11 protein-coding genes are annotated in these 12,261 nt (G+C 66.8%); 9 read left to right on the forward strand and 2 right to left on the reverse strand.

Features of this window, described 5'->3' with window-relative positions; genetic code table 11:
* Nucleotides 1-35: 35 nt before the first annotated feature.
* Both AB0O76_RS02800 and AB0O76_RS02805 read right to left on the reverse strand, forming a co-directional pair.
* Nucleotides 36-1,301, reverse strand: coding sequence for a N,N-dimethylformamidase beta subunit family domain-containing protein (locus AB0O76_RS02800; RefSeq protein ID WP_365484553.1), 1,266 nt, complete (start codon nucleotides 1,299-1,301; stop codon nucleotides 36-38).
* A 47-nt stretch (nucleotides 1,302-1,348) separates the two neighbouring features.
* Nucleotides 1,349-2,791, reverse strand: a complete 1,443-nt coding sequence (locus tag AB0O76_RS02805) for a methyltransferase domain-containing protein (protein ID WP_365485507.1) — start codon at nucleotides 2,789-2,791, stop codon at nucleotides 1,349-1,351.
* Between AB0O76_RS02805 and AB0O76_RS02810 the strand changes: the two genes are divergently transcribed.
* From AB0O76_RS02810 to eccD, 9 genes are all read left to right on the forward strand, one after another.
* Nucleotides 2,790-4,310: a helix-turn-helix transcriptional regulator gene (locus tag AB0O76_RS02810; protein ID WP_365484556.1), complete on the forward strand. Its 1,521-nt coding sequence runs from the start codon at nucleotides 2,790-2,792 to the stop codon at nucleotides 4,308-4,310. The two genes, AB0O76_RS02805 and AB0O76_RS02810, sit on opposite strands and share 2 nt — an antisense overlap.
* Nucleotides 4,307-5,194 (forward strand): aminoglycoside phosphotransferase family protein, encoded by an 888-nt coding sequence (locus AB0O76_RS02815; protein ID WP_365484559.1) that lies wholly within the window; start codon nucleotides 4,307-4,309, stop codon nucleotides 5,192-5,194. The genes AB0O76_RS02810 and AB0O76_RS02815 overlap by 4 nt, the downstream gene beginning before the upstream one ends.
* Nucleotides 5,195-5,858: 664 nt before the next feature.
* The gene (locus tag AB0O76_RS02820) at nucleotides 5,859-6,188 is read left to right on the forward strand and encodes a hypothetical protein (RefSeq protein WP_365484562.1); all 330 of its coding nucleotides are present in this window, start codon (nucleotides 5,859-5,861) and stop codon (nucleotides 6,186-6,188) included.
* Nucleotides 6,189-6,242: 54 nt separating this feature from the next.
* Complete coding sequence (locus AB0O76_RS02825; RefSeq protein ID WP_361461276.1) at nucleotides 6,243-6,554, forward strand: pore-forming ESAT-6 family protein; 312 nt, start codon at nucleotides 6,243-6,245, stop codon at nucleotides 6,552-6,554.
* Nucleotides 6,555-6,607: 53 nt separating this feature from the next.
* The gene (locus tag AB0O76_RS02830) at nucleotides 6,608-6,997 is read left to right on the forward strand and encodes a DUF6507 family protein (RefSeq protein WP_365484565.1); all 390 of its coding nucleotides are present in this window, start codon (nucleotides 6,608-6,610) and stop codon (nucleotides 6,995-6,997) included.
* 2 nt (nucleotides 6,998-6,999) lie between these two features.
* Entirely contained in the window at nucleotides 7,000-9,315 is a 2,316-nt protein-coding gene (locus AB0O76_RS02835; protein ID WP_365485509.1) for a hypothetical protein, read from the forward strand.
* Nucleotides 9,312-10,328 carry a hypothetical protein gene (locus AB0O76_RS02840; protein WP_365484568.1) on the forward strand — a complete coding sequence of 339 codons (1,017 nt, stop codon included), beginning with the start codon at nucleotides 9,312-9,314 and terminating at the stop codon, nucleotides 10,326-10,328. Before AB0O76_RS02835 ends, AB0O76_RS02840 begins: the two co-directional genes overlap by 4 nt.
* A 215-nt stretch (nucleotides 10,329-10,543) precedes the next feature.
* Nucleotides 10,544-10,858: a hypothetical protein gene (locus tag AB0O76_RS02845; RefSeq protein WP_365484571.1), complete on the forward strand. Its 315-nt coding sequence runs from the start codon at nucleotides 10,544-10,546 to the stop codon at nucleotides 10,856-10,858.
* A gap of 64 nt (nucleotides 10,859-10,922) precedes the next feature.
* Nucleotides 10,923-12,254, forward strand: coding sequence for a type VII secretion integral membrane protein EccD (gene eccD, locus AB0O76_RS02850; RefSeq protein ID WP_365484574.1), 1,332 nt, complete (start codon nucleotides 10,923-10,925; stop codon nucleotides 12,252-12,254).
* Nucleotides 12,255-12,261 lie beyond the last annotated feature (7 nt).

Below are 12,261 nucleotides of genomic sequence, written 5' to 3' on the forward strand. Positions count from 1 at the left end.
GCCGATCCTTTCTGCATTCAGGAGTTCTTCTGCGCTCAGGAGAGGCGGTGGAGGACGTTGCGGGTGATCGTCGCGACGGTGGGGTTCGTGGCGAGGGCGCGTGCCCAGTCCGTCGTGGCCGCGGTGAACACCGTGCCGCCGCTGCGGTAGAGGCCGAGCGTGGCCGCACGTGGGCTGCCGGCCGGTTCACGGGCGGCGACATTCCAGGTGTCCGGGATCCGGGCGATCCCGAGGATCCTGAAGTTCCGCGGGGTGCCGTCCTCTCCTGTCGGCTGAGGTCGGCCCTGAGCGTCGGTCGAGTACGCCGCTCCGTCGCATTCGTAGCCGACGAGCGCGTCGTCGTGGCCGAACACGTCGCCAGCCTTGAGCCCTGTCCCGTCAAAGATCCAGTGGCCGGGGTCGGTGACGGTAAATCCGAGTGGCTTGCGAGGACCATCCCAGTGGCCACCCCCGCCTCGGTAGCTCACGCCGAGAAGTGCGTTCTCCGGGTCCGTCTCCCACCAGTGGTCCGGGCACCCGTACGAGGTATCAGGGTCGACGCCCTGTCGATCTCCCGGCGGGAACTTGTCGCAGGCGAGAGCTGCGCCATCGCCGGCAACCCGCACCCGCCACCAGCAGGTGTTCGCACCGAAGTTGGCGATGTTGCCGCCGGCGTCGCGGAAGTCGGTTACGTGACGACGGGCCTGCGCGGTCCAGTACTCGTCGTGTCCCGCAGACAGCAGGAGCTGGTAGCCGTCGCCGAGGTGGCGGCCTTCGTGCAGGTCCAGATCTGTGCAGAAGTCCGCCTCGAAGCCGTTCCCCTCCATCCACGCGATGAAGCGCGCATCCCAGTGGGCGAAGGTCTGTCGGGGAGAGGCGAGGTCGTAGGGATCGGACAGCCCCTTGACCGGGCCGCCCACTCCCCCGCCTGGGCGCCGCAGCGACACCTGACCGGAGCTGTAGAGGCTGCCGCCCCCTGCCGTGTTGTACGCCTGGTAGGTGAAGGTGGGGATCTTGTACAGGATGGTGCGGCCCGTCGGGTCCGCCGGAGTGACCACGAACAGCAGCCTGGCCTCGCGTGCGTCCAAGACCGGAGCACCATGGCCTGGTTGAGCCCGCAGCACGGCCACGTACACACCGGATTGCCAGTCCGGCGGAATCAGGAAGTCGTACGCCGGCCACCCCCAATCCGTATCGTGCGAACCGGGCAGGGCCTCGGTGCCGGACCATACGGTGCTGCCGACGTGCTGGACGGCGCCGCCCCAGCGATAGAAGTCGACGTACACGCACCGGGCCGACGAGGCGATATGAAGTCGGATCACTTCTCCTGCCCGGACACTGGCGCGCCCCGGGTAACCAAGAAGGCAGGTCATGACGGCCCCACGGCCACGGGATGAGCAACACCGCAGAGGTGGTACGAGTCGAGATCGCGGACCACGGCCTCCCAGCCGAGAGCGACCAGCTGGCCGACCAGGTCGGAAGCCTCGTAGAACACCTTGACCGCCGTGTACTCAGTCCCGTCGGCCAGACGTCGGCGTACGGACGGCACCTCGGGCTGCGGCAACACCCGTTCCTCTATCTCGGCCTTGGCGAGGGAGTCGTCAAGGAAGACAGCGCGGCCCCCCGGTTTCAGCGCGGATCGCACCATGTCCCAGAACGCTGAGAAGCGTGACGGCGGCACGTGGCTGAGCCAGAAGGCGAAGAACACCGTGTCGTACTGGTCCTCCGGCTCCCAGTCGAAGAGGTCCGCCGTGATGAAGCGCGCAGCGCCGTCCGACACTCGGGACCGGGCGATGGCGATCATCTCCGGCGCCGCGTCCACGGCGGTGACCGTGCGCGCCCGGTCAGCGAGCAGCTTGGTCCACTGGCCCGTACCGCAAGCCAGTTCCAGTACGTCGCCGTGGATGGGCAACTGGTCAAGAGAACAGGCGAGTTGAGGCAGGCGCATGCGGTCGGCGTACGCGTCGTCGTACTCGCCGGCGCGCGCCCTGTAGTACGCGATCTGCTGCTGGGACCATCCGGCCCCAAGCTCGGGCTCGGGGGACCTGGCGGTCTGGTCTTGCTGCATGTGGTTCTCCTCTGCATGACGGGTCACTGGTTTCGCACTTCGTTCCGGGCGGAACCGACGCATGGGATCGGCCGGGGAGCCCGGCCCGCTGGCGTCGCGGATCGCCGAGGAGTCGTTCGGCTCGTCCAGGACTTCCGCCCAAACGGTTTTGGCCGAGCCGTCGGTGAGCACCACGCCCCAATCCGTGGACAGCGCCCTGACAATCCGCAGTCCGCGTCCCGTCACGCCTTCCTCTGCGGGATCACACATGCGTGGCATGCCGCCGCCCTGGTCGCGCACCTCCACCCGAACGCTCGCCCGTTCGCGGTAGAGGCCCACGCGGATCGGCCCGCTTGCATGGACCAGTGCGTTGCCGACGAGCTCCGCGAGCACGGACACCACGTCCGGAGCCGGGATGTGCCATTCCTCCAGGGCGTTGTTCGCCAAGCGCCGAGCAGCTCCACAGGATTCGAGCTGCGCCGGGAGCTCCCACTCACGCCCTTGGCATTCCGCATCAATGCGGCGGCAGCCGAGATCCCCGCCCTCCGCACCGTTCGGGTCGGAGGGGACGACTGAACCTCGCATCGGGGACTCGGACTTCATCGTCGTGCTCCTCTCCGAACCGCACTGCCACCTCCGGGATGACCGGCGTTCAGGTCGTGCTTGGTGGGGTGCACGACAGAGTGACGATTCGCTGCAGCTCACGCACATCTCCGTGCGAATAAAGGGAGTTGCGCTGCAATATGGCGGCTGCAATGCCAGCATGAGTGCGGAGATCAACGCTTTCGTCAACGGGGCCGAAGGGGGCTGCAACGTGGTGAGCGACCGCCGGTGCCGCACCTGCGACTGCCGCCTCAGCCGGTACAACACCGGTCCAGTTGACCTCTGTGGCCCCTGCGCCCGCGAGAACCCGCCCGCCGAGGTCGAAGACGCCCGCACTGTGCCGGCGCACGTCTGGTCGGAGCCCGACGTCCAAGAAGCGCTACGGGCACTGGACTTCGGGCAGCTCAGTCGCCTCGTACGACAGCGCTCCGGATTACGCCAGGACGACCTCGCCCGCATCACTGGCCTGAGCCAGGGCTACCTCTCCCAACTCGAATCCGGCGCTCGACGGCTGACACACCTCGACAAGTCACAGGCATTCCTGGCGGCCTTGGATGTCCCAGCTGCACTCCTCCCCATTGCCGCACCAGATACCACCGACGGCATAACGGCCCCGTCCGCATCCACAGAGCACAGCCCCGCCACCTCCGATCCCGGCCCCGACCTGAACGCCCTGGCAGCAGACGCCGCAGCGACCTCCAGCGCCTTCGCCGACCTGATCGCACCCACCAACATCGACACGAACGCCCTGGAAGAATTCAGATTTACGCTGGCCCGGATAGCGACCGACTACGTTCACGCGCCGCTCTTCCCGCTCTTCACCGAGCTGATCTCCGTGCGGGACGAGCTCTTCTCGAAGCTCCAAGGGCGACAACGCCCGCAACAGAGCCGTGAGTTGTTCATGCTCGCTGGCACAACTTGCCTGCTGCTCGCCCACGCGTCCCAGAACCTCGGAGACCAGGCGTCGGCAATGACCCAGATCCGCACCGCGCGGACCTGCGCGGAACAGGCCGACCACACGGGCCTGCTCGCCTGGACCCTGGGCACCGCCGCTCTGATCACGGAATGGTCCCCGCAGGGCCGCATGTCGCTCAGACTCGCGGAGCAGGCCGCGGCGCTCGCCCCACCGGGAGAGTCACGGATCCGCGTGGCCGCCATCGAGGCCCGCACGGCGGCACGCATCGGAGACCACGAGCGCGCCCGTACCGCCCTCGACCGCATGCGGCGTGCCATGGACGATCCGCCGCGCGACGACGACCTCGGGCAGTTCGGCGGCCTGCTGACTTTCCCCAGTGCCAAGCAGGACTACTACCTCGGCGGCACGTACACACTCCTCGGCCAGCACCAACAGGCCCAGCATCACGCCACGACGGCGATAGAGGCCTATCGGGAGGGGCCGCAGGAGGAACGTTCATACGGCGACGAGGCTCTGGCCCAACTGGACTTGATCACAGTGGGCATCCACCGAGGCAACCTGGACGAGGCCGTCGCCGCCCTTCACCACATCCTGAGCCTGCCGCCCGAGATGCGTATTCGCCAACTCGGCAACGCCATGGAACGGCTCGGCGCCCTCGTACGCCGCCCCGAGCTGAAGGGCAGCCGAGCGGCAGGCGAACTCGCCGACCTGATCCGCGGCTACCAGGTCATCGACGGCGGAACCGCGCTACCGTCGGGGCGATGACCACGACATCTCTCGCCACCGAAGATGCCGCCCGGCAGGCCTGCAACACGCTGAACCTGCCCACGCGAGGCCTCACCGCCGTACGGGCCCACGCCACGTCCGTCTACCTCCTGCCCGCCGCGAACGCGATCGTCCGGGTCAGCCGCGCGGACCAGCACGAACACATAACCCGCGCCGTCACCCTCACCCGCTGGCTGGACGACCACGACATCCCGGTCACACAGCCCCTCGACGTCCCCCAGCCCGTGCCCGCACACGGCTACACGGTCAGCTTCTGGCACCACTACCCGCAGCCGGACGAAGCAGCCCCACCTCACCCCGAACACCTCGCACGGATCCTCCGCCGAATCCACGCCCTGCCGCCACCGCCCTGCACACTGCCGACGTACGAGCCCCTCTCCTCCCTGCGAGCGACGGTCAACGCCAGCACCGCGCTCCCGCCCGACGACCGCGCCTGGCTGATCCACCGCGCCGAAGCCCTGCTGGCGACGTACGCCGAACTGGACTTTCCCCTGGGCCACGGCCTCATCCACGGAGACGCCTACCCCGGCAACACCCTGTGGGACGAGAAGGGCTCGCTGGTGCGCCTCGGCGACTGGGACGAGGCGGCATACGGGCCTCGCGAACTCGACCTCGCGAACACCCTCCAGGGAGTGCGCTTCGGCCGTACTCCGGCCCAACTCCAGGCGTTCTCTGAGGAATATGGCTACGACCTCACCCAGTGGCCGGGCGCCGCCACGCTCATAGCGCTCCGGGATCTCCACACCTTGGGCTCGTTCATCCGTCGCGCCGACCGCGGGGACGCCGAGGCTTCCGCTCAGCTTGCTCATCGGCTTCGCACTTTGCGGAGGGGGGATAGTGCGGCTAGTTGGCGCACTTACTGAGCTGAGGTCCGGTCTTCCTGACCTGCGCTGGTGAAGCTGATCGGCCACGTGAGAGTGGCACCGTTCCACGAGCCGGGGTGTTCCCGGTGTATGGCCACGATCTCGTTGTCCCGGGCAGAACCCCTCAGAGGGCATAGCCCGCCACGCCAACCCAGACGCCCGCTACCTGGGCTTCAGCACACCATCGGCAACAACGCGTCCGAGCCCTACGACCTGGGTGTGTACTCCAACCCGTCCACCTGACCACATCAGGACCACCCGACTAGTCCAGGCCAGCTCCGCGGCGATATCGGCAGAGTCGATCCACTCTGATCCCTACCACCTCCCACGGGACTGGAGGGGAACTCACTTGCCCCACGGGACAGGGCTGTGATGCGCAGTCCCAGCCATATCAGGCATCTCCCGTCTACTGGATGTCACGTAGTTCCCGACAAGCCGAGCGGCCCCGTGCTGGTGAGCGGGGAGTTGAGCTGTTGCTCCAGGAAGCGGCAGCTCAAGCCATGAGACAGATCACGCCACTTCAGCCCAATCGGCGTTGCGTCTGCAACGCCTCATGGGACAGGATGTTCGATACGCTACGGGGCGTGAGTGACGCGTGTGCATGCCGTGACGGCAGGACCGTCCACGTCGCACACCACAACTGGGGATACACGGGGGTGGATTCGTGAAGTTCGACATGGGAGACACGACTCTCGCGGTGCTGGGGAAGAACACCGTGGGGTCCAGCGACGATCTCGGGACGCTGATCAGCCTGCTGGTCCAGGCGGCCGAGCCGCTGGAGGGCAAGTTCAACGGGGCGGGCAAGGCGACCTTCGACTCGTTCAAGTTGCGTGCGGACGAGATCACTTCGGATCTGAACGGGGCGCTGTCCTCGATCCTGGGCGGGCAGGCGGGCATGGACACCGCGTTCGGCTCCGGTGATCAGGAGCAGTCGGACAACGCCCACCAGAACATGGGCTCGGCGAACTTCGACGGCGCCCGCTTCTCCGGCTGAGCCAGCCGCTCAACCCGCACACCAGACACTTTCGTACGCAGGGGGAACTTCGCCATGGCTGGAAACCAGGACCGCCGCTCCTACGACACCGGCGCATCGGCCGACGTACAGGGCGGACTGCAGATCATCATCGGCCAGCTGGAGCGGGTGCTGGGCGACCGCGACCGCGCGGTGAAGGCCGCGATGGCCGACTACCAGGCCGACGGGGTCTCAGACGACTACCACGGCAAGGAAGTCCGCTGGAACAAGGCAGCCAACGAGGTCCGCGAAATCATCCGCCTCGTGCGCACCACGCTGGAGCAGAACGACGGCACCGCGCAGTCGACGCTCGCGCGGGCGCGGGCTGCGGTCGACAACATCGGCTGAACGACAGCACCAAGCATCTGGGCTGAATTACGGGGATCAGTAGGGGGTTTGGCATGCCTGCGTGGGACATTTCGCCGTCCGGGGTGGATTCGGTGACGTCGTTGGTGGGGCTGGCGATGGACGACTTGGCCAAGGACGTCAAGGCGTACGGGACCGACGCTGAGAGTGCGGCCACCTCGGCCGGCACCATCAGTTCGGGGTTCTGCGGGGACGTGCCCGTCGGGCCGATCGGCGTGGCGCTGGCGCTGTTCGTGGACAAGTCCGCGGAGGATGCTCTCTTCCCCGGCGCTCGGGCCGCGAAGTCGGTGAACGGAGCGATCGAGGCGACCAACCACTATGTGGCAGGGGACCTGGAGCAAGCCGCGACCGCACAGCGCAATGCGGAGAAGGCCCCCGACATGAAGGCCCTTCTCGCCGCCCGTAAGAAGGGCACCGACCAGTGAAGATGATCGAGCCGGGGGGCATACCGCAGTTCATCGGTGACTTCGAGCAGCTGGACAAGGATGTCTCCGCGCTGCGCAGCGACGCCATCGGGATCCGCAACGGCGGGGCCGATGTGCACTCCCGGTTCCAGATGCTCGGGGCGTACTACACCGCGCCGGAGGCCGACGACCTGTTCGCCAGCACCCAGCCGGTGATGGACCGGGCCGACACCTTCGCCGCCGATATGGAGACGGTGGCCGACGCCCTGGACACCTTCTCCAGCGAGGCGCGCCCACTGGCCAAGCGCCTTCAGACGCTGGAAGCCGAAGCCAGGGCGTTCGTCGCCAGCGTCGAGGGCGACGACGACTGGCATTACGACGAGGACAAGACCGACCGCAACAACGAGCTCGTGGACGACGTCGCCGTCACCAAGACCGCCTTCGAGGCGGCCGAGCGCCGGGCCGCGACCAAGATCTCGGCGATCGTGAACGGCCCGAAGTTCATCGAGGACGACGGCAGTCACAAGGCGACGAAGAAGACCGTGATGTACGGCTACGACGCCGACGTCCTCAAGCAGGCCAAGGAAACGCCCTGGGGCAGCCACGTCAGCGAGTCCATCCACGCGTGGGAGATCCACCGGCACGTCAAGCAGGCCGTCTGGGACGGCTTCATCGTCGGCGGTGGCGGTGCCGCTCTTGAGGGCTTGGGCCACCTGGTCGGCATCGGCGGCTCGGCCAAGGATGCCTGGAGCGGTCTCGCCGACGTCGTCAGCGGCATCGGCCAGTACACGATGACTCCCGTCGACTGGGCCTTGGACCACACGATCGGTCCGGACGAGGAGAGCGCGACGGAGAAGCGGCAGAAGACGGCCGCCCGTGAGTTCGCCAAGGCCATCGTGGCCTGGGACAAGTGGGAAGAGCACCCCGTCCAGGCAGCGGGAACCGCCACCTTCAACATCCTCACACTGGCCGCCGGCCCCCTGGGGGCTATCGCCAAGGGCGGCAAAGGCGGGGCGGCGGCCAAGGCCGCCGGAGTGGGAGCAAAGATCGGCACCTACGCCGACCCGCTCTCCGCCGGGCTCACGGTGGGCGGCAAGGCCTTCAGTAAGCTGCCCAGCGTCGCCGACCTCACCACCCGCATCCGGACCGGCGCCGACTCCACACCCGAGCTGCAGCGCGTACACAGCGACCTCGAGTTCGACGGCTCCAGGGTCCGCATCGAGGACGGCGAGTTCATCCGGGTCGACGTCGAGGGCAACCGCATCAACGACACCGCTCCGATCGAGGGGTCTGCCGCCGAACGGACAGCTCCCGAAGCTGTACCGCACCAGGAGCCTGCTCTGGTCGGCGCTGGCCCCCGTGCCCCTGAGGCCAGTGCTCACGCGGGCGAAAACCTTCCGCCGCAGGCCAGTCATGACGCGCGGGGCCGCGGCGAAGGCCACCCAGATTCGGCAGGGGGTGGGCAAGGTAGCCCCGATGCGCCCAACGCTGGCCACGCAGCGGACGACCCAGCTTCTGCTCATCGCCACGGCACGGACCATGGCCCTGCGAATGGATCTCTCGGCGGTGGTTCGGGGAATGGCACAGACGCTGCTCCCGGTTCAGGTGGTAGCGCCGGGGCTGACGACGGTGCCCCTCGAGTATCTGATGAGTTGCCTCCTGAAGGTGAAGCTCAGCCCATCATCCGCGGTGGCGATACGGAACAACGCATCCGCGACGCGGTGAAGGGGATACCGGGCAAGAAGCGACCAAAGCCGGATGTCCTCGACAGAGTGCTCGCCAGGCTTGCCTCAGAACCCAACGGACAACGGGTCGCTGATGTCATTGCGTCCGGCCGTTTCAACCAGAGTGACGAGTTCGGTCAAGTCGTATCGTCGTTGGGGGCACGAAAAGAGGCCATGTACCAGCCCGGTGCCGACCAGATTCTCTTTGCGGATGATCTCGTCAAGAGTGGGGTGCCTGCAGAGGCCATCGCCTTCGAGCACAAGATCCCCGTCGGCGCCGATGCGGACATCCGCATCATAGGTGAGTCCGGCGAGGTTTATTCCTACCAAATGAAACACCTCAACGATCCCGTGGATCCGGTCAGTGAAATCAGCAGAGGCAAGTATTTGCTTCAGCTAGCCAAATCCGAAGCCGATCATCACATCATGCTGGTTGATGGCGGTAGAGGGACTCGCGCCGATTGGATGTCCAACGGGTCCTACGATGCGCTCATGGACATCCACCATGGCGGACGCGGACCGAAGGGCGAGGGCATCACTTTCGTTGTCCGCCTGGAGGATGGAACACTCGTCATCCCGCCAGGTAGCAAAACTGACCCCAAGGACATGCTGTGATCACCACTGACCCTATCGGCGACTGGACTTGGGAAATCACTTCGAGCGGCGATGGCGGCACCACTGCCGGCGCCGCGGAGACAGCCGTCTCAATCTGGGGCATCCTGGCCAAGCACGAGCTGGCCGTCCCCCCAGGCAAGGTCAGCCTCTCGGTTCGTTCCGTGAATGACATGCGGAATGTTCACCTCGACGTGTCGGGCCTGATCCTGGAGGCCGAGCCTCTGAGGCCGGAAACGGCTATTTCGGAAGCTGTGAAGCGGGCGGAGTCACTCGAGGGCGATCTCCTTGCCAGCCTTCGGATTCGATGCCCCGGCATCTGGCTGGAGTCTGGGGTAAAGCACCGTGTAGAGCAGCTGTTCGCCATCCATGTCGATGTCTGGAAGAGCAGCCTGACTGTAGTGACTCTGGAAACGTACTCCGACGCATGGCTCACAATGGACACGCGTGAGCGAGAGCAGGTTGCCGTGCATGCAGAGAACGCCCCACGGCTCACAGCTGCTCTTGTGGAAGTTTCATCCTTGCTCGGCAACGATCCAGAACCTGGCGACCCAAATCGTCACGCCACTCCGACGGAAGTTGGTTTTGAGGACCCACGGACCGAGGGGCCCGCCTACAGCGACTCCTGGGGCACGTTCGAGATTGCAGCTCGGTCTCGCCGACTTCGCTCTGAACTACCTCCGACCGAAGATGAATTTCCGGAGACAACAGAACACCCTGTTCGCTACTTCGTAATCCGGCGCGAAGCGGAAACTCTCGGCTATGTGTGGGCTTCTGTCAGCAATGATGCCGCGGGATTTGAGCCTCGAACTGCCGCTGGCGACGCGTCATTCGAGGTTGGGGCCCAGTGGCTGATGTTGCTGCGGGACGCTCACAATCAGGGGCTCACTCCGCTCAAGGCATTGGAGTGGCTCGCTCAGGTGCCTCACAGTCCAGAGATTGGCTCGATAGACGAGGACTCCCCTCAGGAGGCCCCTACCTTGGATGCACTGGAGGAGCTGTCTGGCAAGTACTAGCCTGCCTGTCTGTTCGGGGCGCGGCAGGAGCTAGTGGCCCGTCACCAAGAACCGAGGCATGAATTCCCATACTCCCCTTACGCTTTGGGAGGATTCCGCCCCGTGCGGTTCCCCCGTGCCCCCGACCCCAAGGAGCCTGGGGTGCCTATTCAAACCTGCAGCATGGCATCTTCGTCGGGTTCCACTCAGATATACCCGATGGGTAAGGTCGCGTGATGTCAGCCCAGGATTACGACAGCCAGTTGCTGGAGTCGGTGTCCGTGCGGCGCCGGCGGCTGCGGGATGCCCTGCTGTTCGGCGCCCAACGGCAGCGGCGAACCATCGATGAGCGGTTGGGAAAGGTGTTCGCCGGGGTAGTGATCGCAGCCGTGCTGTGCGCCGGGTGCGTGGGATGGTCGTTCATTTCGCATCGGCTTATCGGGAAAAGCCCTTACAGCTCCTCCGTGCCCTCCACTTCCCCGTCCGCCCCGGCCGCTTCACCAGCTTCTTCACCGTCCCCTTCCCCCTCCGTAACACCTTCCTCTCGATGATAGGTTCGAACGCGTGATATCTGCGGGGCCGTTGAGCCGCACGAGCGGTACGAGTCGTACGGCCTTGAGCCGGGTCACCCTGGTCGGAGAGCGGCGGCGGGTGGACCTTGTCCTTCCCTCCCAGGAGCCCGTCGGGCTGCTGCTCCCTGAAGTGTTGCGGCTGCTCGGCGATCAAGCCGGGGCGCGGCCCATGCTCCGGCATCTCGTCACTGCCGACGGATCGGCGCTGGCCCACGACAGCACGCTGGAGTCCGCCGGGATAGCGGACGGTGCCGTGCTGCGGCTCGTGCGGGCCGAGGACGCGCCCTCCGCGCCCGTCGTGCATGACGTCACCGATGAGGCCGCCGATGATGTGGATGTCAGGGCCTGGCGGTGGGGGTCCGCGGCCCGGCGGGTGGTTGCCGGTCTTGCCACCGTCCTCTGGGCTCTCGTCGCCGGGGTGTTGGCCCGCAGTGAGTTCGCACGGGAGGACGTGGGCAACGCTCTGGTGAGTGTTGCCGTTCTGGCCTGCGTCGCCGGGGTCGTACTGGGGCGCATGAAGCGGCGGGGGCTTTCCGCCACGTTGATCGTCACCGCCGGGGCTCTGGGCGCACTCGGGGCCTGGACGTTGGCCGACGCGCATGCCTGGTCCGGTGCCGTGCGGCTGGCAGGGGTGGGCCTGGCCGCGATGCTGGTGTTGCTCTTCCTGGGGTGGTTCTCGCCGTTGGGGCGGGGCGGTCTGATCGGGGCCGGGGCCGCCCTCGGCTGCCTGGTTCTGTGGGAAGCGTCCGTTGCGTTGCAGGACGGAGCGCGGACGGCGACCGAGCAGGCTCGGATGGGGTCCCTGCTCGCCCTCGTATCCGTGGTCGTGCTCGGGGTGCTGCCCCGGCTCGCGCTGATGGCGTCTGGGTTGTCGGGGCTGGATGACCGGCGTTCGGGCGGGGCATCGGTGAGCCGTTATCGGGTGGGTGCCGCGCTCGCCGCCACCCATCGGGGGCTCGCGATCGCCACAGTGGTGCTTGCCGTCTCGGCGGCCGGTGCCGGGGTGTTGGTGCTGCGGGAGCCGACGGTGTGGACCGTGCTGCTGGCCGTGGTCACCACAGTCGTGCTCGCGCTGCGGGCGTGGGCCTTCCCGCTGGTCGCCGAAGTGGTCGCGCTGTTCGCCGCCGCTGCGGTCATCGCCGTGGCGCTGCTCGTGGTGTGGCTGGACCGCTCCCCTGCCGCCGGGCCGCTGGCCGTGCTTGGCGTGCTCGCCCTGATTCCCCTCGTGGTGCTCGCGGTTCAGCCGCCTGAGCATGTGCGGGTCCGGCTTCGCCGTTTCGGAGACGTCCTGGAGTCGGTCGGCGTGATCGCGCTGCTGCCGCTGGTCATCGGGGTGTTCGGTGTGTACGGGCGTCTGCTCGACACCTTCGCGTAGGGGGGTC

The sequence above is a fragment of the Streptomyces sp. NPDC086554 genome (genome assembly GCF_040686095.1).
Taxonomy (GTDB): domain Bacteria; phylum Actinomycetota; class Actinomycetes; order Streptomycetales; family Streptomycetaceae; genus Streptomyces.

What these genes read in the sequence shown, in the direction of transcription:
- AB0O76_RS02810 (WP_365484556.1), top strand. Translation starts at nt 2,790, where the DNA reads ATGAGTGCGGAGATCAACGCTTTCGTCAACGGGGCCGAAGGGGGCTGC.
- AB0O76_RS02805 (WP_365485507.1), bottom strand. Translation starts at nt 2,791, where the DNA reads ATGCTGGCATTGCAGCCGCCATATTGCAGCGCAACTCCCTTTATTCGC.
- AB0O76_RS02815 (WP_365484559.1), top strand. Translation starts at nt 4,307, where the DNA reads ATGACCACGACATCTCTCGCCACCGAAGATGCCGCCCGGCAGGCCTGC.
- AB0O76_RS02825 (WP_361461276.1), top strand. Translation starts at nt 6,243, where the DNA reads ATGGCTGGAAACCAGGACCGCCGCTCCTACGACACCGGCGCATCGGCC.
- AB0O76_RS02830 (WP_365484565.1), top strand. Translation starts at nt 6,608, where the DNA reads ATGCCTGCGTGGGACATTTCGCCGTCCGGGGTGGATTCGGTGACGTCG.
- AB0O76_RS02835 (WP_365485509.1), top strand. Translation starts at nt 7,000, where the DNA reads ATGATCGAGCCGGGGGGCATACCGCAGTTCATCGGTGACTTCGAGCAG.
- AB0O76_RS02845 (WP_365484571.1), top strand. Translation starts at nt 10,544, where the DNA reads ATGTCAGCCCAGGATTACGACAGCCAGTTGCTGGAGTCGGTGTCCGTG.